Origin of the sequence: Aeromonas sp. S5(2024), assembly GCF_041403025.1 — a bacterium.
Taxonomy (GTDB): Bacteria; Pseudomonadota; Gammaproteobacteria; order Enterobacterales; family Aeromonadaceae; genus Aeromonas; species Aeromonas hydrophila.
In genome coordinates this window covers 338062-360778 of sequence record NZ_JBGLRI010000002.1, presented here as the reverse complement: position 1 = coordinate 360778, position 22717 = coordinate 338062, and the positions used below count along the sequence as shown (strand labels likewise).

Here is a 22717-nt window from a genome sequence, read left to right as displayed (position 1 = left end):
GCTGGCCAAGAGAGGCAGGCCCCGCGATAGAGAAGGACGCGATGCGGACTAGATGGCCCAGCCGCCGGCGTAGAAGAGCACCAGCGCCAGGGCGATGATGACGGTACCGACGTTGAGCTTGCGCCACTCCTTCGAGCAGATGCGGCCGATCACCAGGGCACTGAAGCCCAGCATGATGCCGGTGACGATGTTGCAGGTGAGCACGATGAAGACGGCGCACAGCAGGCCGGACATGGCCCCGACGAAGTCATCGAAGTCGAGTCTGGCGACGTTGCTCAGCATCAAGAGACCCACGTACATCAGCGCCGGTGCGGTGGCATAGGCCGGCACCAGGTAGGAGAGCGGCGAGAGGAACAACATCAGCAGGAACAAGACCCCCACCACGGTGGCGGTGAGACCGGTCTTGCCGCCTGCCGCCGTGCCCGCCGCCGATTCGATGTAGACGGCGGCCGGCGCGGCCCCCACCAGACCGGAGAAGATGCTGCTGATGGAGTCGGCGCTCAGCGCCTTGCCGCTGTTGATGATGTGGCCATCCTTGTCCAGCAGGTTGGCCTGCCCCGCCACGGCGCGAATGGTGCCGGTGGCATCAAACACCGCCGTCATCACCAGCGCCAGCACGCTTGGCAGCACCAGCGGCGAGAGCGCCCCCATGATGTCCAGGCTGAAGATGAGGGACTTGCCCTGCTCGTCGGCAAGGCTCGGCATGGCGAACAGCCCCTGGTACTTGACCGCCGGATCGAAGATGAGGCCGAAAATGGAGATGGCGATGATCACCAGCAGGATCCCACCCGGCACCTTGAGCTTCTCCAGCCCGACGATGACCGCCAGCCCGATGAGGGACATGATGACCGGCATGGAGGTAAAGGCCCCCAGCGCCACCGGCAGCCCCTCCAGCGGGTTCTTGATCACCAGCCCCACCCCGTTGGCGGCGATCAGCAGCAGGAAGAGCCCGATGCCGATGCCGGTGCCGTGGGCGATCCCCATCGGCAGGTTGTCGAGGATCCAGCTGCGCACCCCGGTCACCGAGATGGCGGTAAACAGCACCCCCATCAGAAAGACGGCGCCGAGCGCCACCGGGATGGAGATCTGCTGCCCCAGCACCAGGCTGAAGGCGGTAAAGGCGGTGAGCGAGATGGCGCAGCCGATGGCCATCGGCAGCTTGGCCCAGAGCCCCATCAGCAGCGAACCAAAGCCCGCCACCAGACAGGTGGCCACGAACACGGCGCCAGGGGGAAAGCCCGCCTTGCCGAGCATGCTGGGCACCACGATCACCGAATAGACCATGGCGAGGAAGGTGGTGAGCCCCGCCAGCACCTCCTGGCGCACATTGCTGCCCCGCTCGCTGATCATGAAGTAGCGATCGAGCGCGCCGCCGGCGGGCTGTCGTCCCGCCGCTGCTCCCTTGTCCGCAACTGCCCCGTCCATCTCGTTTATCCTGTTTGTCTGGCTCATGGCCGACTCCTTCCTGCATCCCTGAATGTGTCGTGACGAAATGGCGGTCGGTGCCGTGGATCTCTGCTGCCACGGTCGCCGGCATCATGGGGTTGGTAGGCAAGGCAAACGTTTGACTTGCCATCTAAAAAAACCGGGCCATTTCACCTGCTGTGGCGGGGCAGATGCTCCGCCTGTCGTGCGGCGCAGGCACCACGCTGGCCCCTGCTGCCGTGTTCCCGGGGCGAGCATGCCCGCCCCTCTGCTGTGAAAAGCAGATCAACCCCGCTCGTGCACCAGCTGGCCATCCACATAGGTGCGGTAGATGGATCTGTCATCCCCCAGGGTCAGCAGCACGAACAGCTTGTCGCGCAGGGTGGTGGAGTTGTCGTAGCGCAGCTGCTGCAGCGGGGTGGCGACCGGGTCGAGTACCACGAAGTCCGCCTCCTTGCCCACCGCGAAGCTGCCGATCTGCTCGTCCAGCCCCAGCGCATGGGCGCCGCCCAGGGTGGCCAGGTAGAAGGCCTGATAGGCCGAGAGGCGCTCGCCCTGCAACTGCATCACCTTGTAGGCCTCGTTGAGGGTCTGCAGCATGTTGAAGGTGGTGCCGGCACCGATGTCGGTGCCCATCCCCACCTTCACCTGCTTGTGCCACGCCTTGTGCAGCTTGAAGAGGCCACTGCCCAGATACAGATTGGAGGTGGGACAAAACGCGATGGTGGAGCCGGTCTCCTTCAGGCAATCCCACTCCTGCTCTTCCAGATGGACGCAGTGGGCAAACACGCAGTTGTGGCCGGTGAGGCCGTGCTGGTGATAGACATCGAGATAGCCCTGATGCGCCGGGAAGAGGGATTTGACCCAGGCTATCTCGTCCTTGTTCTCGCACAGGTGGGTGTGCAGATAGGTGGTCGGGTACTCTTCGCGCAGCCGTCTCGCCATCGCCAGCTGCGCCGGGGTCGAGGTGGGGGCAAAGCGTGGCGTGATGGCGTAGAGCAAGCGGCCGTTGCCGTGCCAGCGCTCGATAAGCGCCTTGCTCTGTTCATAGCTGCTCTCGGCGGTATCCAGCAGATAATCTGGCGCGTTGCGATCCATCATCACCTTGCCCGCGATCATCCGCATGTTGATGCGGCTGGCCGCCTCGAACAGGGCATCCACCGATTCGGGGTGGACAGTGCCGAACACCAGCGCCGTGGTGGTGCCGTTTCGCAGCAGCTGCTTGATGAAGAAGGTGGACATCTCGCGGGCGTACTCGAGATCGTTGTAGCGCCGCTCGGCCGGGAAGGTGTGGCGGTTGAGCCACTCCAGCAGCTGCTCGCCATAGGCCCCCACCATCTCGCTTTGCGGGTAGTGGATGTGGGTGTCGACGAAGCCCGGCACTATCATCTTGCCGCGATAATCGCGCACCCGTACCTGGGCCGGGATCCGCTCCTTGCCCTCCTCCCACTGGCCGAACCAGTCGATGCAGCCGTTGCGGATGATCAGCAGGCCATCCTCGATGAGGCGGGCATTGGGCTCTATCTCCTCGGGCTGGCTCACCACCCGGGTAATGTCAAAGAAGCTGCCGCGCACCGCCTTGACGGAGTTGTCGTTTTTCATCTCTCGATTCCCTCTTGTTGTTCGTTAGCCGCGATCCACTTGCGGGGCGCGCACCTGGGCCTCGTCCGTCGCCAGCCCCTGTTGGCGGGCGGTGGCCGACGGAGCGGGCCGGGTGGCAAAACGGGTGTCGGGTTTGTCGCTCAGCTGGATCAGCTCCACCGCCTCGGCGGCATTGGCGGCCGCCTTGCGTCTGCGGCTTTGCGGCAGCACCAGATTCATGATGATGGCGGTGATGCCGCCGGCGCAGATGGGGTTCTCCACCAGCATGTAGATCCCCGCCGGCAGCACCTTGAACACGTTCGGGTCGTAGGAGACCCCGAGCCCCAGCCCGAGCGAGGTGGCGACGATCAGGGTCTCGCGCCGATCGAAGCCGTGACTGATGATGATGCGCCCACCGGCGATGGCGATCATGGAGAACATGATAACCATGGCCCCCCCCATCACCGGTGACGGTATGGTGGTGAAGAAGCGCCCCACCACCGGGAAGAGCCCCAGCAGCACCAGGATGACGGCGATGAACTTGCCCACGTGGCGCGAGGCCACCCCGGTCATCTGGATGACGCCGTTGTTCTGGGCAAAGGTGGTGAGCGGCAGGGAACCGAGCGCCGAGGCGATCACCGACACCAGGCCGTCCGCCAGCACTCCGCCGGAGAGCCGTTTTTGAAACTCGGGGCCCTGGATCTGCCGGTGGGAAACCATGGCGGTGGCGGTGATGTCCCCCACCGCCTCCAGCACGCTCAACAGATAGATGGTGCCGGCCAGTACGAAGGCGTGCAGATCGAAGGAAAAACCGTACTTGAACGGGATGGGCACAGTGATGAGCGGCAGGTTCTCAAGGGCGGAGAAATCCACCATGCCGAGCATCAGGGCCACCGCATAGCCCACCAGCAGGCCGATGGCGATACCGCTCATGCGAAGCAAGGGGCTCTTGCTGCAGTTGAAGGCGACGATGACACAGAGCACCAGCAGCCCCAACCCTATGTTCTCGTATTTGCCGAAGGTGCCGCTGCTCATGGCGGAGAAGCCGCCGCCAAAGTCGATGATCCCCACCTTGATGAGGCTCAGGCCAATCATCAGCACCACCACCCCGCTCACGGTGGGGGTGATCACCCGCTTGAGATAGGGCAGCACGAAGGAGGAGCCCATCACCAGGAAGGCGCCGACGAAGGAGACCCCGAGCAGGGTCGAGACGATCAGCTCCTCGTGCAGGCCATCTTTTTTCATGGCGCTGCCAAGCGCGATCATCACGGTGACGAAAGAGAAGTTGACCGACTGGATGGAGAGCAGCCCCGAGCCGATGGGGCCGTAGCGATTCACCTGCAGCCAAGTGCCGATGCCGGAGGCGATCATCGCCATGGAGACCAGGTAAGCGGTGGTCTCGGTGGAGAGGCCAAGGGCCCCGCCCACGATCAGGGCCGGCGTCACCATGGGCACGAAGATGGCCAGCAAGTGGGTCACGGCCCCCATCAGGGTTTGGTAAAAGGGTGGTTTGTCTTCGAGCGCGTAAATCAGGTCCGAGTGCTTGCGTGTTGTTTTAGACATCTTGATTGTCCCATCACACAGAATATGGGCGGAGTACTCATTCCGCTGTCAGGTGTTGGGGGCGAGCCTGCGCCCGCCCCTCACCTTTTCTTTTGTTATGCCGATGCTTGTTGCTCCAGCTTGCCCAGTTCACGCAGGATCTGCTCCGGCGTGAAGTGCCACTTGCGCAGCCAGACACCGCAGGCGTCGTGGATGGCGGTGGCGATGGCGGGTGCCGCGCCGTTGACCCCGATCTCCGAGATGGACTTGGCGCCGTAAGGGCCGACCTTGTCGTCACTCGGCACCAGGAAGGCCCGAAAATCGCGCGGAATGTCGCCAATCTTGGGCGCGCCATAGGTCTTTAGATCCCGGGTGAGCGGGATGCCCTTGCCGTCGTAGCAGATCTCCTCGGTCAATGAGTGGCCGATGGCCCGCATGGTCGCCCCGTAGATCTGGCCGAGCGCCAGCTCCGGGTTGATGGGGGTGCCGCAGTCGAGCAGGGCGTAGAACTTGTCGAGCCGGATCTGGCCGGTTCTGACGTTGACCGCCACCTCGGCGAAGTTGGCGCCGTACGGGAAGGCAAGCTCAGAGGTGATGTAGCTGGCGGTGCCCACCAGGATGCCGAAGCCGGTGCCTGTCTCGGCCTTGTGGGCCAGCTTGGCGAGGCTCACCTCCCCCAGCTTGCCGCGCACAACACCCGGGAACGCCAGCTCAACATCGGCTACCGGCTCGCCCAGCATGGCGGCGCCGTGGAACAGGATCTTCTCCTTGAGGTTCTCCGCCGCCTTCTTGGCCGCGTTGCCGGAGAAGCAGGTGCCTGACGAGGCGTAGGCCCCCTTGTCGAACAGGGCGTGGTCGGTGTCACCTGAGATGACGTGCACATCCCCGAGCGGGCAGTGCAGCACTTCGGCAGTCAGCTTGGCCACCACGGTATCGAGGCCGGTACCGATATCGGCGCCACCGGAGTGGACGATAAAGGTGCCGTCAGACTCCAGCTTGACCATGCAGTTGGCCTGATCGATGTCCGGGATCCCCGATTTTTGCATGATGATGGCGACGCCACGGCCGATGCGCCAATCCCCGTCGGCGGGTTTGGGGCTATCCCAGGCAATCAGCTCGCGACCCTGTTTGAGGATGGGTTCGAGGGCACAACTGGCCGCATGGGGCACCGAGGTGGGCATCTTGCCCTCGCCGATGGCCCCCAGCACCTTGAGGATGTCCCCCTCGTGCACCCGGTTGTGCTCCACCATGGCCAGCTGATCGATGCCCAGTTTCTCGGCAAGTTCCGCAATGGCCATGGTCAACGCGAAGTTGCCCTTGGGCGCGCCGTAGCCCTGATAGGCGCCGGTCGGGCAGATGTTGCTGTAGTAGGTGTTGACGGTAAAGCGCACGTTCTCGCACGGATAGAGCGGCAGGGAGAGCGCCGGGCCGTTGCTTGGCACCGTCAATGAGTGGTTGCCGTAAGGGCCGGTGTTGGCGCGAAAATCCATCTCGATGGCGGTGATGGTGCCATCTTTCTTGGCCCCCACTTTCACCTTCACCTTGGCCACGTGGCGGGAGGTGTTGCTGATGAACTCCTCTTCACGGGTGTAGCGGAAGGTGACGGGACGGCCGGTGACTCTGGTCGCCCAGGCGCACACCTCTTCCAGCAGGATGTCCTGCTTGGAGCCAAAGCCGCCCCCTACCCGCTCCTTGATCACATGCACCTGGTGCTGTTTCATGCCGACGATGCGCGCCACCTGACGGCGCACGTGCCAGGGCACCTGGGTGGAGGCGTGAATGACCAGACGCTCCCCATCCATGTAGGTGAAGCAGATGTGCGGCTCGGTCGGGCACTGCTGGGCCTGGGTCGATTCGTAGGTGCGCTCGACAATCTCGTCCGCCTCGGCAAAACCCTTGGCCACATCGCCAATCTGGCCATGGACGCTGGCGGCGAGGTTCTCGTGGGGACGGGAGCCGATGGGGAAGTTGATGATCATATGCTCGTCGCCACGGCGCACCGAGCAGGCATTCTGCTGCTCCAGATCCGCCGGTGCACCGGCCATATAGACGATGGGCTCGTCGTGGACCAGCGGTGCATTGGGGGCCATCGCCTCGTCTATGTTCATGACTGCCGGCAATACCTGATACTCGACCTCGATGAGTTTGAGCGCCGCCAATGCGATGGCTTCGCTCTCGGCCACCACGGCGGCCACCCGATCCCCCACGTGACGCAGCTTGCGGCCAAACATGCGGCGATCGAGCGGTGACGGCTCGGGGGCGCTCTGGCCACCCGGGGTGTAGTAGACATCCGGGCAGTTGAGGTGGGTGATGACGTGCACCACCCCCGCCATGGCTTCGGCGCGGCTCACGTCGAGTTTGGTGATCACCGCATGGGGATGGGGGCTTCGCAGCATCTTGATGACCAGCGCATCCTCGGTAACCCTGTCCTCCACGTAACAGGGCTTGGCCTGCACCATCTTGGCGGCGTCCACTTTCGGGCAGCTCTTGCCGATGTGGCGCAGGTCGTCACGAAACTCGGGGGCAATCTGGCACAGGTAATCGGGATCCTTCATCCGTGAGCTGGCAAGCTCGATGGCCTGATAGAACTGCTGGTAACCGCCGTCCCGGTGAAACAGGCCCGAGAGGGCATCCTCGATTTGATCACGGCTGGGGTTGGGGTGGCGATCAAGCAGGTCGGTGACGATGAGCGCCGCGGCCGGATCGTTGTAGCCGGACTGCACCACGCCCACGTCCACCATGGCCTGCTGCACCAGGCTGAGCTGGTTCCAGCTGCCCAGCGACTCGGCGGTGCGCACCTGCGCGCCCTCCAGCTGGGCGGCGATCAGCAGGGAGGCGTTGATCACCTTGCCGTTGAACAGGATGGCGTCGGAGCCGGCAAAGCCAAAGCCGTCGTCGCTGTTGCGCACCGAGTGCATCCGGCACTGGTTGAACAGCACCCGCTGGGCATTCTCGCCAGCCGGGGTGATGACGGTGCGCAGGGCACCGTTCAGGGTAAAGTTGAGTTCCATCATGCCTGTACCTCCTGCTGCTGGCACTCCACCAGCAGATCCGCCACCACCACGCCGCTGATATAGCGCTTGTAGGCCACGCTGCCACCGAGATCCGCGCGCGGCGCAATCAGCGTGCTCACCGCCGCCTCCAGCGCCGCATCCCGCAGCTCATGACGCTCCACGTCCCGCAGACGCATCGGTTGCGGCGTGACGCCCGCCAAGGCGACCCGCATCTCGCCAAGGGCGTCGAGGGCCACTGCGGCCGTCATCACCGCCAGACCGTCGGCGTTGCGGCTGATGCGGCGAGTGGCGCAGCGCAGTTCGGGCTCCGGCAGCACCACCCCCAGCACCAGCTCCTTGCGCTGGCCGGCCAGGTAGGCATCGATGGGTTGCAGCTGGTTGTTCTCCAGCACCACCACGGCTTCGAGTACCAGCAATACCGGCAGCAGCGGGGAGTCCTGCTGCTGGCAGGCAAGTTCACCGCCGAGGGTGGCCTGATTGCGCAGATGGCGGGAGTAGACAAACCCCAGCGCCTCGCACAGGGCGGCCGGGGTACGGGGGTCGTCTTTCAGGGTCTGCAGGGTAACGGTGGCGCCGATGTGGAGCTGACCGTGCTGCTGCTCAATCTGGCCAAGTCCGAGCTTGTCCAGCGAGATGGCGACCTTCTTGTCGGTGCGGGTTGGCGCGGCGTTGAGCTTGCTGCCGCCCCCCATGTAGACGGCGTCGTTGCCAAAGCGGGCCTTGAGTTCCAAAGCCTGACCCAGTTGTTCGGGTCGGAAGAATTGCTCAATCATGTGTCGTCCTTACTCTTGCTGCCCGCCGCCGGGAAAATCCACAGGGCGGGCAATCCAGTCCAAACGTGCGGAGGGTGGCCTCAGGCCAGCGCGTCCATTCGTTGCCACAGGCGGCTTGCCACCTTGCTGGCCTGCTCATAAAGGGGCTCAACGTCAAAGGCGAACTCGCGATCCTGATAGACCATGCGCCCCTCCACCATCACGCTGTTGACCGAGGATGAGCCCATGCCGAAGGCGAGATGACCGCCGAGGTTGCGCGGCGCCAGCGGGGTCGGTGCGGCGTAGTCGCAAATGGTGAGGTCGGCCTTGTAACCTGGCTCCAGGCGGCCAAATTTGGCGCCGAAGTTGCGCTCCAGCAGGCGGTTGCCGTTCCAGAGGAAGCGGGCAAAGCTGTCGGGCCAGAGCGCCCCGCCGGCATCCTTGTGCTTGAAGTAGGCAAACTTGAGCTCTTCGAGCATGTCGGAGCCGATACCATCGGTGCCGAGTGCCAGGTTGCGGTATTCCGGCAGGTGCAGGTTGTAGCCCACGTGGTTGTTCATGTTGGAGCGGGCGTTGTGCACCAGGAAGGCATCGCGGCTGTTGAGCAGCTCGATGTCGGCCGGGCTCAGGTAGATGCCGTGGGCGATCAGAGTCTTGCTGTCGACAAGGCCAAACTCGTCCAGCCGGGCGATGGGCTCCTTGCCATGGTGGTGGTGACCGTGGGCCATGTCGTATCTGTCTTCCGCCACATGGATATGCAGCCCGCGACCGGTCACCTGCACCGCTTCGCGCAGCATGGCCAGCCCTTCGTCAGGTACGGTGAAGGGGGCGTGGGCACCGATGTGCGCCTCCACCAGATAGGGTTCGCTCCCCTTGGCCTTGGCCGCATCGATCTGTTGGGCGAACAATATGTTCTCCTCCACCCCGGCCTGCAGCTCGGCGAGGCCGCCGTTGCGATCCGTGGTCTCGAAGCAGGTCATGCCGCGCAGACCCGCCTCCACAAACCCTTTGCGCAGCACGTTCAGGGAGCCCTTGATGAAGTTGGGCGAAGCGTGGTGGTCGATCACCGCGCTGCAGCCGCTCTTGATCGCCTCCAGCGAGCAGATAAGGCCGCTGTAGTAGAGGGACTCCTCATCGAGCGCCCGATCGAGCCGCCACCAGAGGTTTTTCAGGGTGGAGATAAAGTCCGGGCAGGGGGCGATATTGGCCATGATCCCCCGCGACAGGCCGGAGTAGAAGTGGTTGTGGGCACAGACGATGCCCGGCATCACCAGCTTGCCGCCCATCTCCCGATAGTTGGCCTGCGGGTAGAGGGCCCGCAGATTGGGCCCCACCGCTTTGATGATCGATCCTTCGATGGCGATATCCACCCCTTCCAGCACCAGGGTCGGCTCCAGCTGGACGGCGGTGACGTTCTTCAGAATAAACATGGTTGGCTCCTTCGCTTATTCGTGGTTCGCTCAGGCCTCGACGGCCCCCAGCAGGTAGTGGTGATGGGCGTGGACATGGCTGATGATGCGGCACATGTCGCCAAGGGCTGCTGGCGCATCCTTGATCCGGCTCTGGGCGTCTATGGTCAGGCGATAGGTCTCGCCGCCCTGACGCACCCGCAGTTCGCCACTGCCTGCCAGATAGAAACCGGGGTTGCGGCTGTTGTCGAAGTCCTCGGGCAGGCTGAAGATGGTGACCTTGTCCTGATAGGGCTTGCCCTGCCAGGGGCAGAACTGGGCGCAGTTGCCGCACTCGTTGCAGTAGGCATCCAGGTGCAGGGTCTGGAACTGGTCTTTAAAGCCTGGCACCGCGATGGCGACGTTGGCCCGGTTGGGGCAGACGTCCACACACTTGCTGCAGAGGTAGTTGCACTCGAGGCAACGGTGCGCCTCTTGCGCCACGAAGGCCTCCCGCTCGCCCTTGTCGACTAGGGTGACGGCGATGTTTCCCTTGCGGCGGTAGATCTCATCCTTGCCCGACGGTTGGGTGGTCACGTCACGCTGCTGGCTGGCGATATGCTCGCGGGCCAGCACCAGATCCGCGGCGCGGCGGGCTCCACCGATGGCACCGACGATGGAGGATGGGCCGCTCTGCACGTCACCGATGAGGAAGACGTTGCGACGGCTGGTTTCGCCGGTCTGGCCATCCACCTCGGGCCAGCCATCGCTGCCAAGGGGAATCCCCATCGCTTTGAGCACCTCGCAGTCAGGCTGCTCGCCAATGGCGGTGATCAGCGCATCCATCTGCATCACTTCGGTCTGCTCGGTGGGCACCGGACGGCGGCGGCCCTGCTCGTCAGGTTCCCCCAGCGCCATCATCCGCACGGTGAGTTTGCCATCTTTGTCAAAGCGCTCCGGATTGGTGAGGAAGCAAAAACGCACCCCATCCTCCACCGCTTCCAGATACTCCTCGCGATAGGCGGGCATCTCTTTTTCGCTGCGACGGTAGATCACGGTCACATCGCTGACACCCGGCACCTTGAGGGCGGCGCGGGCACAGTCCATGGCGGTGTTGCCGGCACCCACCACAGCCACATGGCGGCCCAGCGGCAGCGGTTTGCCCTGATTGAAGCTGCGCAGGAAGTGGAAGGATTTGTAGACCCGATCATGCCCCCCTTCGAGACGCATGCCGCCATTCTTGTCGGCACCGATGCCGACGAAGACATAGGTAAAGCCCTGGACGTGCAGCTTGTCGACGGTGAGCGCCGGATCGCAACCAAACTCGAACTTGACCCCGTGGGCGGCGACAAAGTCGATGTCATGCTGGATGAGCTCGGCCGGAATGCGGAACTCGGGAATGATGTGCTTGACCACGCCACCGGCATCCGCTTCGCGCTCGAACACGGTGACCGGGTGACCGGCACGGGCCAGGAAGTAACCGGCGGAGAGACCGGCCGGGCCGGCGCCAATCACCGCAACCGGGTGCTTGTCACCGCTGCCTGCCGGTTTGTGCCAGCGCGCCTTGTACCCTTCCCAGCCGCGCTCCAGCGCGATTTTTTTCAGCTCTCGGATATTGAGCGGGCTGTCGTAGTCGAGACGGGTGCAGTTGTACTGGCACTGGTGATCACAGATATGGCCGGTGATGGCGGGCAAGGCGTTGCGCTGATAGATCAGCTCAAGGGCCGCCACATACTCCCCCTCGCCCATCAGGCGAATGTACTCGGGGATATCCTGATGCACGGCGCAGGCGGTGACGCAGGGCGCCACGTAGCAATCGGTCAGCGGCAGGCCGCCACCCACTTCGATGCGATCGTCGGACTTCCACTCCTTCTGGGTGTAATCCATGGTGAGAGCCTTGGCGGCAAGGGCCTCCAGCTTCTCGACATCTACCTGGGTCATGGCCCAGCTATCGGAAGCGTCGATCTCGTTGAGGCACTCGATCTGGCGCAGGTAACCACCCGGTTTGAGCAGATCGGTGGCCATGGTGATGGGACGAATGCCGGTCTCGAAGATATCACTGATGTTGAACTTGCTGGCACCACCCGAGTAGGAGATGGGCAGCTTGCCATCGAAGGCGCGGGACAGCACGGCGGCCACGTTGATGGAGAGCGGGAACAGCGCCCGGCCGGACATGTACATCTCATCGCCGGGCAGTGCCCCCTTGCGGTTGATGGTGCCGAGGGTGTTGGTGAGCTTGACCCCGAAGGTGAGCCCCTTCTCGGCCCCCAGCGCCATCAAACGGGTCAGCATGGCCTTGGCCTGATCCAGCTTGAGGTCGTGATCGAACGACGCTTCGCTCAGACCGATGTAATCAAAACCGCAGGTATCGAGGATCTCGCGCACCCGCGGGTAGCCCAGCAGGGTCGGGTTCAGTTTGACGAAGGTGTTGAGTCCCTTCTCTTCCAGCATGTAGCGGCAGATGGCCTCAATTTCGTTGGGCGGGCAGCCGTGCATGGTGGAGAGGGTAACGCCGTGCACCAGCTTGGCCGGAATGCGCTCCACCAGCTGTTGCAGGCGATCGCGGCGCGCCCCCAGCCCCAGTTCGGCGATAAACTGCTCGTCGGCCACGAGGTCTCTCACCACCTGCTGGTACTCGGCAAATTTCGGATTGCTGCCGGCATCCATCAGGCTGTGGATGAACTGCTGCATCGGTGGCTGTTTGATGCCGTCTAGGTTGTAACCCACGCTCATGTTGAAGATGAAGGACTTGGCCTCCCCGTCGAGACGCGGGTCGAACACCTCCTCCAGCAGGTAGAGGGCAAACCAGGCTTTCAGGTACTCGTCAAACGCCTTGGGCAGGGTGAACTCGGTGGACCACTCGGTGTTGAAGCACTCATCCTCGGCATCGATGCAGGGCTTTTCCAGTTCGAGACGGTCCAGGATCTGCACCGTCTTGAGCTCGATAAAGCGCCCGCCGGTCAGCCAGGAGGTGACGATGTTCTGGGCCAATTGGGTATGGGGGCCGGCTGCCGGGCCGATGGGGGTCTCGCAGGTTTCACCGAACACCTTGATCTTGCGCTCGTCCTGCTTGCGATAGAATTGCGCGGCGGGAATGCCGAAGATGGATTGACTCGCTTTATATTCCGAGAAGATACGAACCAGAAGGTTCTTGAAGGGAACGGGTCGCATAATATCGCCCATGTTGATCTCCTTGCAGCGGCACTGCTCATTGACAGGGTGAATAAATGGGGCCCATCCACAACCACGCATAAAAAGCCCCTTGAAACTGACAAGAGCAACAATCAGGCCAGCGCCGGATCTTTTTATTTTTCAGCCATAAAAACGTGAGGCACCTCCAATTAATAAAACATCGAAAGCCGATACCAGTTTCGACAATGAGAGTGGCTATCAACACCGAATTTAAATAATGGAGACGCCGCCCTCGTTGCTGAAAATGATCTCACTTTGGCGCGGCGCGCTATCAGTTTGATAAAGAGCGAGGCCATCGCCATTATCAGGCCGGCCAGGATGATAACGGCCGCTGTCGGCCCCTGATAACGGGTTAGACAAGGGGATAAATATGCAAAGCAAGGCCGGGCAAGCCTCTGCCAGTCGACCCGTTCAGCGCTCGAATGCGCCCCTTGCCAGCAGCGCCTGATAGCGCTCCGGGGTGTCCACATCCTGCAGGATGGCGTCGCTCTGCACCTCGATGAAACGATGGGGATGCGCCAGCAGCCAGCGGCGCACCGAACCCTGTGCCGGCGCCGCCACCAGCGCCCTGGCAAGGGCTCTGGGCAACAGCACGGGGTGGCCCGCCTCCCCCTGATAGGAGGGAAAGAGGGTCTCGTCCCCCCGCGCCTGCCAGAGCGTGCGATATACCTCGGGGGGAATGCAGGGCAGATCGCCGTGGCTTATGAAGAGGTGATCGCTGCTACAGGCGGCGAGCCCCGCACGGATGGAGCTGCCGAGCCCCTGTGCATAATCATGGTTGTGTACCAGCCGGATACGGGGGTGATTGGCGTAGCGGCTGATCAGCTCATCGGCGCGATGCCCCACCACCAGAATGACCCGGTCACACAGCACCAGGGCATTTTTGAGACTCTCATCAAGAATCGTGCTCTGGCGATACGGTAGCATCAATTTCCACGCGCCCATTCGTGATGAGAGGCCGGCCGCCGTAATTAGGCAGTCGCACCGCTCGCGCGAATGCCAGTGCTTCTCACTGACCGCGCCTCTATTTTCATCGGTCGTTGCCATGGCTATTTCACCACCCATCCTGCTCACCTCGCCAAATATCGAGAGTGTATTAAACCCGCTCACCGAAAATATTGATGGGCGTACCACTTTAATTAGTCTTTGCGGCGCCGGGGGGAAAACCAGCACCCTCTTCTGGTTGGCCGACTATTTCCATCAACAGGGCAAGAAGGTGCTGCTCACCACCAGCACCCGGATGTTTCTGCCCGCTCCCTCCTCTCGGCGCACCCTGCTGATCGAGGCCGACCCCATTCGGCAGCTGACCCGCTGCCAGGCCCTGCCCGATGAGCCGATGCAGCTGGTGCTGTTCAGCCACCTCGATCGGGCCAGCGGCAAGGCGGTGGGGCCGAGCCCTCAGCAGATCGATCTGCTCAAGGGACAGCAACGCTTCGACATCATCCTGGTGGAGGCGGACGGCGCCCATCACAAGTTATTGAAAGCGCCCGCTTTGCACGAACCTTGCATTCCTCAGCACAGTGATTGGGTGATCGCCCTGGTGGGCGGCGCCATGGTGGGCGCCAGCGCCAACCCGGCGCAGATCCACCGCTGGGCCGAGTTCCAGGCCCTGTGCGGGATTGCGGCCGGTGAACGGCTCGACTGGGCCCTGTTTGATCGGCTCATCGCCCACCCCGAGGGGGCGTTCAAGGGCACCCCGGCCGGGGCACGCCGAGTCTGGTTTATCAATGGCGATTATCAAAATGAGCAGCAGTGGCTGCCCGCCCTGATAAACCTGCTGCAACACCACCCCGAGCTCCACGCCATCTGGCAGGGGGCCGTGCGTGAACCCGGCGCCATTCACCATGTTTGCTGTCTGCCTGCCCCCGAAGCCGCGCAGTCGCTGACCCGTTAAGGATGATACGAGGTACCTTATGAATCTGTTTGCACACGCTGCCCGACTGGAGCAGGAGAACACCCCCTTTGCCATGGCCCAGATCATCGAGAGTCGCGGCTCCACCCCGCGCCATCAGGCCCAGATGCTGGTGATGGCCGATGGCCGGATCCTCGGCACCATCGGCGGCGGCATGATAGAGCGGCTGGTGATAGAGGAGGCAGTGGCCGCCATTGCCGAGCGCAAACCGCGCATCTTCCACGGTCGGATGGCCCGCAACGGCGAACATGCAGTGGGCTCGGATTGCGGCGGCGCCATGTCGGTCTATATCGATGTCTATGGTCTGCGACCACGGCTGGTGCTCATTGGCGCCGGCCACGTCAACCGGGCGCTGGCCCATGCCGCGGCGCCGCTCGGCTTTGATATCCACGTGGGGGATTGCTTCGAGGGGAGCCTCAGCCCCGATCTCTTCCCGGCCGGCACCCATCTGCAGCAGGCCGATACCATCAGCGCGGTGATCGAGAAATTGGCCATCGAGCCCGCCAACTTCGTCATCATCGCCACCAACCATCAGGACAAGGAGGCGCTGGATCGGCTCATCAGCCGTCCCCTTGCCTACCTGGGGCTGCTCGCCAGCAAGCGCAAGGTGCAGACCTTCACCCAGGCCCTGCGCCAGCAAGGGGTGAGTCAGGAGCAACTGCAGCGGCTGCACGCCCCCATCGGCTACAACATAGGTGCCGAAACCCCCGAGGAGATCGCCATCAGCATCCTCGCCGAGCTGCTGCAGGTGAAAAACGGCAAGGCTGGCGGCCTGATGCAGGATGACGTGCGCCTCAAGCGGGATCAGCTGGTGGTGATGCGCGGCTCCGGCGATATCGCCACCGGGGTGGCGCTGCGCCTCTACCATGCCGGCTTCAAGGTGGTGATGCTGGATCTCGACAAGCCAACGGTGATCCGCCGCACCGTGGCCTTCGCCCAAGGGATGTTCGACGGCGAAACCAGCGTCGAGGGGGTGCGAGCCAAGCGGGTCGAGAGCGTCGAGCAGGCGTTCGAGCAGCTGGATCTGGGCATCATACCGCTGCTGGTTGACCCCGAGGGCGCGACCCTCGCCGAGCTTAAGCCCCGCTATCTGGTGGATGCCATCCTCGCCAAGCAGAATCTCGGCACTCACAGAGAGATGGCCCCCATCACGGTGGCCCTTGGCCCGGGTTTTGAGGCGGGGCGCGACTGCGATGCGGTGATCGAGACCAACCGCGGCCACCATCTGGGGCGGGTCATCTATCAGGGCCCTGCCCAGCCCAATACCGGCATTCCCGGGGTGATCGAGGGGCACTCCGCCCGCCGGGTGGTGCGCGCCCCCGTCGCCGGGGTGATGAAGAGCCTGATCAAGCTCGGCGATCTGGTGCAGGAGGGGGACGTGATTGCCCACGTGGGGGATGCTCCCATCATTGCGCCGCTCTCCGGCATGGTGCGGGGGCTGCTCAGCGATGGCATCGAGGTCACCGTCGGCTTCAAGATCGGTGACATCGACCCCAGGGGCGAGCGGGCCGATCCCACTACCGTCTCTGACAAGGCGCGGGCGATCGGCGGCGCCGTGCTGGAGGCCATGATGCATCTGGCCCAGCGCAGGTAAGCCAGTGCGCAACACAAAGGGCCCGCCATGATGGCGGGCCCTTTTTATTTTTTTCCGACAATCGACTTAGCCGTGCTTGATGCGGGTCTCCCCCGCCACCGACACCACGGAACGCTTGCCTTTGCGGCTGATGACGATCAAGGCCAGCACGATAAGGCCGATGCCACTCCCCTCCACCGGTCCCGGATTTTCACCGAGCAGCCACCAGGAGAGCAGCACGCCACTCACCGGCACCGCCAGGGTACTGAGCCCGGCGATCCCCGCCGGCAGCTTTTTCAGCACGAACAGCCAGAGGCTCCAGGCCAGCGCGGTGGCGAAGATGGCGCTGTAGGCGAGCGCACCAAACACATAGGGCTGCCAGTCGATGGGTCGCTCCGGCACCAGCGCCGCCACCAGCGCCATCACCAGGGTGGCGTAGATCATCTGCCAGGTGGTGAGAGACATCAGATCCACCGACGGGTGGCGGGCATACATCCGCTTGGCGATGATGGCGCTGATCCCCCAGCAGATGCCGGAGGCAATCCCCAGCAGCGCGCTCTTCATGGAATCCAGGTGCAACTGCCAGGGCTCGATCACCAACAGCAGGCCGCAGGCCGCCACCCCGACCGCCAGATAGTGCAGTTTGCGCATCCGCTCACCCAAAAAGAGTGCCGCGAAGATCACCACCCAGAACGGCATGGTGTAGCTCAGAATGGCCACCTTGCCCGCCCCGCCGCTGATCAGCGCCCACTGGGCCAGCCCCACCATGCCGCAGGTCTGGAACAGGGCGATGGCGAGGGTATAGCGAAACGGGGTGGGTTTGAGATAACGACGGCCGCGCAGGCACTGCACCAGCAGCAACACCAGGGATCCGCACAGGCAGCGCAGGGCGGTGAACTCGAACGCCCCCGCGTAGAGCATCACCTGCTTCATCACGATCCAGCTGTAACTCCAGATGGCGGTGAGCAGGACCAATCCCCCCAGCGCCGCCATGTTCAACTTGCTATTCATTGTGCTGCCTTGTTGCTGCGGTCGGTGCGTCCGCCATTCGGGGCGCAATCTTACTCCTCTGCCGCCCCTCTGCCCACCGCGGATAAGAGCTGGCCGCCCATGCTTTCCCTCTGCCAATCCCCTGCACCAGCCAACAGAAAGGGGGCCTTGGGCCCCCTGTTTGCAACCATCAAAGACGAGGCTACAGGCTGATCAGGGTACCGGTCTTGCCGGCAATGCCGTCGGCGGCCTTCTCCAGCAGGGTGATCAAGGATTTGCGCCCCACCATGGAGGTGGCGAACGAGAGAGCCGCCTCCACCTTGGGCAACATGGATCCTTTGGCAAACTGCCCCTGTGCGATAAAGCTGTTGGCATCGGCCACGCTCAGGGTATCGAGCCACTGCACCTCGGGCTTGCCGAAGTTGATGGCTACTTTTTCTACCGCAGTGAGGATGATCAGCATGTCGGCATCGATGAGCTCCGCCAGCCTGGCACTGGCCCAATCCTTGTCGATCACCGCGCTGGCACCGCGCAGGTGGTTGCCCTCCCGCAGCACCGGAATGCCACCACCACCGACGGTGATCACCACCTGACCGGCGGCCAGCATGGCAGAGACGGTCTCCTTCTCGATGATGTCAATGGGTTTGGGGGATGCGACCACCCGGCGATAGCCGCGGCCGGCATCCTCTTTGAGCCGCTCGCCCCTGACCATCAATGCCTCGGCCTCCTCCTTGCTGAAGAAGCCACCGATGGGTTTGCTGGGGTCGAGGAAGGCGGGATCGTTTTTATCCACCTCCACCTGGGTCACCAGGGTGGCCACCGGCTTGTGGATGCCGCGCTCAAGCAGGGCCTCGCGCAGGGCGTTTTGCAGGTCATAGCCGATGTAGCCCTGACTCAGGGCCACGCAAACCGACATGGGCAGATGGGGCGCCTTGGGATCGTGGCGGGCCGCCACCTCGAACGCCTGCTGGATCATCCCCACCTGCGGGCCGTTGCCGTGGGTCACCACCACCTCGTGCCCCTGGGCAATCAGGTCGGCAATGGTGCCCGCCGTGCTCTGCACCGCCTTCATCTGCTCGGGCAGGTTGTTGCCCAGCGCATTGCCGCCAAGGGCCAGTACGATTCGCTGTTTCATCTTGTTATCTCCAGTGAGGGGACAAGCCGGTGCGATACCGGCCCACCTTTCGTTGTTCACATAACCTTGCTGAACTGCGTGTTTCGAACGGATTGTCAGCCTGCCACCACGGGGCAAGGCGAGTGCAGCTCCGGCGCCAAGGCCGGGTCAAAGGGCGCTCTGGCCAAAAAGCGGCCGTGACCACGCCGCCCCAGAAACTCACCGTCGCGAGCCACTATCTCACCGCGACTCAGGGTCAGCCTGATCCGGCCCGGGCAATGCATCCCCTCGTAGGGGCTGTAGTCGCCGTTGTCGTGCAGCAGTGGGTGAGAGATCAGGGTGTCACCGCGGGGATCCATCACCACCAGATCGGCGTCAGACCCAAGTTGCAGGTTGCCCTTGCGCGGCCAGAGGCCAAACAGGCGCGCCGGATTGGTGCTGGTGAGGGCCACAAAGCGGGACGGCGAGATGCGCCCGCCGAGCACTCCGTGGGCAAACAGCAGCAGCATCCGGTTCTCCACCCCGGGCAAGCCGTTGGGGCAGCGGCTGAAATCGCCGCCAGAGAGGGTCATGCGCTGGGCGTGGGAGAAGTTGCAGTGATCGGTCGCCACCGTATCGATGTCACCAGCTGCGATGCCGACCCACAGCTTGTCCTGCTCGCTGCGCCCCCGCAGCGGCGGACTCAGCAGATAGTCGACCCCGTTCTCCTTGTAATAACACTGCTCATCGAGCAGCAGATATTGCGGGCAGGTCTCCACCCAGACCGGCTGCCCCTGGCGGCGCGCCAGTTTCAGATACTCCAGCCCCAAGCCGTTGGAGAGATGGACGATATAGAGCGGCGCATTGCCCGCGAGCCCCGCCAGATTGATCATCCGGGCGATCGCCTCGGCTTCACACTGCAGCGGACGGCTTTGCGGGTGATACCAGGGCTCACAGTGGCCGGCGGCCAGCAGGGCCGCCCGGCGCGCCGCGATGGCGGCGTCGTTCTCGGGGTGGACGGTGGCAAGCGCCCCCACCTCCTTGAGGCGGGCCAGGGCACGCAGCACGTCGTGGTCCCCCAGCTTGTACTGGTAGGTGAGATAGAGCTTGAAGCTGCTGATCCCCTCCTCCTGCACCATGGCGGCCATCTCGTGGAGGATGGCGTCATCCACATGCTGAACAACGCCATGAAAGCTGTAGTCGATCACCGCCTGCTCGGCGGCGTAGTCGTGATAGCGGGCCAGCTGGTGATGCAAATTGCACCCTGCCGGGCCAAATCCCATGTGATCGACAACTGTGGTGGTGCCACCACAGGCGGCGGCACGGGTACCGCTGAAAAAATCATCGCAACTGCGGGCAATCCCGACATCGATGTTGAAGTGGGTATGGACGTCGATACCGCCCGGCATCACGTAGCAGCCGCTGGCATCGATCAGCTCGGTCTCGCCATCGGGCTCGATAGCGGCGGCGCGCTCAAGGATCACCCCGTTCTCGATCAGCAGATCCTGACGATATTCACCCTGCGCATCGACCAGCACACCGTGTTTGATCAGCCGTTTCATCCCCACCCCCTCGCACATCCGATCGCGTCAAACAGCAAGGCCCCGCCTGCGAAAGACGGGGCACTGGCCACACTTGCAACAGCCGGGCGGTGATGGCAGTCACCACCCGGCAGCCCCCTTACTTGTCCAGCTCGGCCAGATAGAGCATGGGGATCACCGCGTACATGGCGGCGCACTTGACCAGATGCTCCTTCCAGGTCTTCTCGTTCGGCGCGTGAGCTTCCGGCTCTTTACCCGGGCCAAAACCGATGACCGGGATGCCGTGACGACCCATGATGGAGACCCCGTTGGTCGAGAAGGTCCACTTGTCCACAACCGGCGCCTTGTTGAACAGCTGGGTGTACGCCTTGGAGAGGGTCTTGACGGTGATGTGATCCTCTTCCACCTTCCAGGTCGGGAAGTAGCACTCGGTCGGGTAGACCAGGCCGGTGTAGGCCGGACGGTCGTACTGGTACATGGAGACCTCGGCGCCGGCGGCTTTCACCGCAGGCAGGGCGCGGATCTCGTCGAGCGCCCCTTGCCAGGTCTCGCCCCAGGTGAGACGGCGGTCGATGGAGACGGCGCAGCTGTCCGCCACGGCGCAGCGGCTTGGCGAAGTGAAGAAGATCTCGGAGACGGTCAGGGTCCCCTTGCCGAGGAAGTCGTCATTGCCAAGGTTGTGGCTCAGCGCCTGCAACTCGCCCAGGATGGGGCCCATCTTGAAGATGGCGTTGTCACCGCGCTCCGGCGCGGAGCCGTGGCAGCTGACCCCCTGCACCTCCACGCGGATCTCCATGCGGCCACGCTGGCCACGGTAGATCTGACAGTCCGTGGGCTCGGTACTGACCACGAACTCGGGGCGGATCTTGCTCTGCTCGATGATGTACTGCCAGCAGAGGCCGTCGCAATCCTCCTCCTGCACGGTACCGGTCACCAGCAGGGTGTACTCGTCTTCCAGCCCCAGATCCTTGATGATCTTGCCGGCGTAGACCATGGAGGCCATGCCCCCTTCCTGATCGGAGGCGCCACGGCCACCGATGATCTCGTGATCTTCCATCCCCTCATAGGGATCGAAGGTCCAGTTGGCCATGTTGCCGACCCCCACGGTATCGATGTGGGCATCCATGGCGATCAGGTGCGGGCCGTGGCCGATATAGCCCAGCACGTTGCCCATGGGGTCGATCTCGACCTTGTCAAAGCCGACCTTCTCCATCTCCTGCTTGATGCGCAGCACCACCCGCTCTTCATCGCAGCTCTCGCTCGGGATGGCGATCATATCGCGCAGGAACTGAGTCATCTCGGCCTTGTACTGGTAGGCCTTCTCCAACACCATTTCAAACGGAATTTGCTTGCTCATTGTGTCTCTCCATAACCAACCTGGGGTGCGGGAGTACGCCTCCCGCCCGCTACTCGTCATGGCACCCGCCGGGCACCATCCTGTTTCAATTCGTGCCTAGTCGCAGGCGGGGTGCTTGCCTTCCCACACCACTTCCCGGTAATGGGCCACGTCGGTGTCCCCTTCGGTGTTGATCACCAGCACCACCGACTGCTCATCGAGCCCCAGCCGGGCCATCAGCGCCGCGCGATCCGGGTGATGGCGCACCGCCGCCAGCACGCCGGTGCCGACCGAACCGGATTCGCCGGAGATGATGCGGGGATCATCGCCAAGGGGATTGCCGAGCACGCGCATGCCGAGCGCCGAGACCTTGTCGTGACAGGAGATGAACTGGGTGGTGCAGCCGCGCAGCACCGGCCAGCCGAGGGGATTGGGTTCACCGCAGGCGAGACCGGCCATGATGGTGCGCATGTCGCCCCCCACGTTGACCATCTCCCCCGCCACGCCGGAGCGGTAGATGCAGTCGGCCTGATCCGGCTCGACCACGATACTGTGCAGGTTCTTCGCCCCGAAGCAGTCCACCAGATAGCCGAGCACGCCGCCCGCCAGCGCCCCGACCCCTGCCTGCAGCAGCACGTGGGTGGGTTGTTTGATGCCCATGGCCTGCATCTGCTCGACCGCTTCGTCGGCCAGGGTGGCGTAGCCCTGCATGATCCAGGTCGGGATCTTGGTGTAGCCCTCCCAGGCGGTGTCCTGCACTATGTACCAGCCGCGCTCCTCGGCCATCTTCATGGTCAGGCGCACTGTGTCGTCGTAGTTCATGTCGGTGACGATGCACTCGGCCCCCAGCGCCAGAATGTGATCCACCCGCTCCTGGGCAGAGCCCTTGGGCATGTAGACCACCGCATGCTGGCCCACCTGCTTGGCGGCCCAGGCGACGCCACGACCGTGGTTGCCATCGGTGGTGGTGGCGAAGGTCATCGGCTCCTTGATGGTGCGCTTGATGAGATCGAAGGTGAAATCCTCTACCGCCACCCCGTATTTTTCACAGAGCAGGTTGGCGATGGCGTAGACCCCCCCCAGCATCTTGAAGGCATTGAGGCCAAAGCGTTTGGACTCATCCTTCACCAGGATGTTCTTCACCCCGATATAGCCGGCGAGCGCTGTCAGATCGCACAGGGGGGTGGGTTCATAACCGGCCAGTTTTTTATGAAAGGCGCGGGCCTTTTGCGCCTGCGCACGGGAAAACAGGGGCAGCGACTCACCGGTAAAGAAACGGTTATCGGCAATCTCCATCTTCAGGGAAAATTGGGACATGAATACCTCGCAAAGAGTCATCTCGCCGGGGATCATCGAGTGAAAAGCGCCCCGGGGAGAG

15 protein-coding genes are annotated in these 22717 nt (G+C 63.3%); 2 read left to right on the top strand and 13 right to left on the bottom strand.

Annotation, left to right across the window (positions count from 1 at the left end):
• Positions 1-48: 48 nt before the first annotated feature.
• The 8 genes from ACB032_RS05440 to mocA all read right to left on the bottom strand — a co-directional run bounded on the left by ACB032_RS05440 (position 49) and on the right by mocA (position 13941).
• A complete protein-coding gene (locus ACB032_RS05440; RefSeq protein ID WP_011706033.1) occupies positions 49-1425 on the bottom strand; it encodes an NCS2 family permease in 1377 nt (458 codons plus the stop codon).
• A gap of 285 nt (positions 1426-1710) precedes the next feature.
• Positions 1711-3027, bottom strand: a complete 1317-nt coding sequence (gene guaD / locus ACB032_RS05435; protein ID WP_024945352.1) for a guanine deaminase — start codon at positions 3025-3027, stop codon at positions 1711-1713.
• A gap of 24 nt (positions 3028-3051) precedes the next feature.
• On the bottom strand, positions 3052-4569 hold the full coding sequence (locus tag ACB032_RS05430; RefSeq protein ID WP_017780980.1) for a nucleobase:cation symporter-2 family protein: 1518 nt from the start codon (positions 4567-4569) through the stop codon (positions 3052-3054).
• A 95-nt stretch (positions 4570-4664) separates the two neighbouring features.
• Complete coding sequence (locus tag ACB032_RS05425) at positions 4665-7562, bottom strand: molybdopterin-dependent oxidoreductase Mo/Fe-S-binding subunit (RefSeq protein ID WP_371137517.1); 2898 nt, start codon at positions 7560-7562, stop codon at positions 4665-4667.
• The gene (ygfM, locus tag ACB032_RS05420; RefSeq protein WP_139706283.1) at positions 7559-8335 is read right to left on the bottom strand and encodes a molybdopterin-dependent oxidoreductase FAD-binding subunit; all 777 of its coding nucleotides are present in this window, start codon (positions 8333-8335) and stop codon (positions 7559-7561) included. Before ygfM ends, ACB032_RS05425 begins: the two co-directional genes overlap by 4 nt.
• A gap of 80 nt (positions 8336-8415) precedes the next feature.
• On the bottom strand, positions 8416-9744 hold the full coding sequence (gene ssnA / locus ACB032_RS05415; protein ID WP_371137516.1) for a putative aminohydrolase SsnA: 1329 nt from the start codon (positions 9742-9744) through the stop codon (positions 8416-8418).
• A 30-nt stretch (positions 9745-9774) separates the two neighbouring features.
• On the bottom strand, positions 9775-12885 hold the full coding sequence (gene ygfK, locus ACB032_RS05410; protein WP_371137515.1) for a putative selenate reductase subunit YgfK: 3111 nt from the start codon (positions 12883-12885) through the stop codon (positions 9775-9777).
• Between the two features lie 420 nt (positions 12886-13305).
• Complete coding sequence (gene mocA, locus ACB032_RS05405; RefSeq protein WP_265184551.1) at positions 13306-13941, bottom strand: molybdenum cofactor cytidylyltransferase; 636 nt, start codon at positions 13939-13941, stop codon at positions 13306-13308.
• Here mocA and yqeC point away from each other — a divergent pair.
• Both yqeC and yqeB read left to right on the top strand, forming a co-directional pair.
• Positions 13940-14788 (top strand): selenium cofactor biosynthesis protein YqeC, encoded by an 849-nt coding sequence (gene yqeC, locus ACB032_RS05400; protein WP_371137514.1) that lies wholly within the window; start codon positions 13940-13942, stop codon positions 14786-14788. The genes mocA and yqeC overlap by 2 nt on opposite strands.
• Positions 14789-14807: 19 nt before the next feature.
• On the top strand, positions 14808-16400 hold the full coding sequence (gene yqeB / locus ACB032_RS05395; protein WP_060389307.1) for a selenium-dependent molybdenum cofactor biosynthesis protein YqeB: 1593 nt from the start codon (positions 14808-14810) through the stop codon (positions 16398-16400).
• A gap of 66 nt (positions 16401-16466) precedes the next feature.
• Here the strand turns inward: yqeB and ACB032_RS05390 are convergent, their stop codons facing one another.
• The 5 genes from ACB032_RS05390 to dpaL all read right to left on the bottom strand — a co-directional run bounded on the left by ACB032_RS05390 (position 16467) and on the right by dpaL (position 22656).
• On the bottom strand, positions 16467-17390 hold the full coding sequence (locus tag ACB032_RS05390) for a DMT family transporter (RefSeq protein WP_060389306.1): 924 nt from the start codon (positions 17388-17390) through the stop codon (positions 16467-16469).
• 181 nt (positions 17391-17571) lie between these two features.
• Positions 17572-18504: a carbamate kinase gene (arcC, locus tag ACB032_RS05385; protein WP_060389305.1), complete on the bottom strand. Its 933-nt coding sequence runs from the start codon at positions 18502-18504 to the stop codon at positions 17572-17574.
• A 95-nt stretch (positions 18505-18599) separates the two neighbouring features.
• A complete protein-coding gene (hydA, locus tag ACB032_RS05380) occupies positions 18600-20024 on the bottom strand; it encodes a dihydropyrimidinase (protein WP_324016651.1) in 1425 nt (474 codons plus the stop codon).
• Positions 20025-20142: 118 nt separating this feature from the next.
• Entirely contained in the window at positions 20143-21360 is a 1218-nt protein-coding gene (locus ACB032_RS05375; RefSeq protein WP_324016652.1) for a YgeY family selenium metabolism-linked hydrolase, read from the bottom strand.
• Between the two features lie 96 nt (positions 21361-21456).
• Positions 21457-22656, bottom strand: a complete 1200-nt coding sequence (gene dpaL, locus ACB032_RS05370) for a diaminopropionate ammonia-lyase (RefSeq protein ID WP_077095483.1) — start codon at positions 22654-22656, stop codon at positions 21457-21459.
• Between the last annotated feature and the right edge of the window lie 61 nt (positions 22657-22717).

Bases quoted from the DNA above. Each gene is read 5' to 3' on its own strand.
- ygfM (WP_139706283.1), bottom strand. From the start codon at position 8,335: ATGATTGAGCAATTCTTCCGACCCGAACAACTGGGTCAGGCTTTGGAA.
- mocA (WP_265184551.1), bottom strand. From the start codon at position 13,941: ATGGCAACGACCGATGAAAATAGAGGCGCGGTCAGTGAGAAGCACTGG.
- ACB032_RS05375 (WP_324016652.1), bottom strand. From the start codon at position 21,360: ATGAGCAAGCAAATTCCGTTTGAAATGGTGTTGGAGAAGGCCTACCAG.
- ygfK (WP_371137515.1), bottom strand. From the start codon at position 12,885: ATGGGCGATATTATGCGACCCGTTCCCTTCAAGAACCTTCTGGTTCGT.
- yqeB (WP_060389307.1), top strand. From the start codon at position 14,808: ATGAATCTGTTTGCACACGCTGCCCGACTGGAGCAGGAGAACACCCCC.
- hydA (WP_324016651.1), bottom strand. From the start codon at position 20,024: ATGAAACGGCTGATCAAACACGGTGTGCTGGTCGATGCGCAGGGTGAA.
- arcC (WP_060389305.1), bottom strand. From the start codon at position 18,504: ATGAAACAGCGAATCGTACTGGCCCTTGGCGGCAATGCGCTGGGCAAC.
- ACB032_RS05430 (WP_017780980.1), bottom strand. From the start codon at position 4,569: ATGTCTAAAACAACACGCAAGCACTCGGACCTGATTTACGCGCTCGAA.
- ssnA (WP_371137516.1), bottom strand. From the start codon at position 9,744: ATGTTTATTCTGAAGAACGTCACCGCCGTCCAGCTGGAGCCGACCCTG.
- yqeC (WP_371137514.1), top strand. From the start codon at position 13,940: ATGGCTATTTCACCACCCATCCTGCTCACCTCGCCAAATATCGAGAGT.
- ACB032_RS05425 (WP_371137517.1), bottom strand. From the start codon at position 7,562: ATGATGGAACTCAACTTTACCCTGAACGGTGCCCTGCGCACCGTCATC.
- dpaL (WP_077095483.1), bottom strand. From the start codon at position 22,656: ATGTCCCAATTTTCCCTGAAGATGGAGATTGCCGATAACCGTTTCTTT.
- guaD (WP_024945352.1), bottom strand. From the start codon at position 3,027: ATGAAAAACGACAACTCCGTCAAGGCGGTGCGCGGCAGCTTCTTTGAC.
- ACB032_RS05390 (WP_060389306.1), bottom strand. From the start codon at position 17,390: ATGAATAGCAAGTTGAACATGGCGGCGCTGGGGGGATTGGTCCTGCTC.
- ACB032_RS05440 (WP_011706033.1), bottom strand. From the start codon at position 1,425: ATGGACGGGGCAGTTGCGGACAAGGGAGCAGCGGCGGGACGACAGCCC.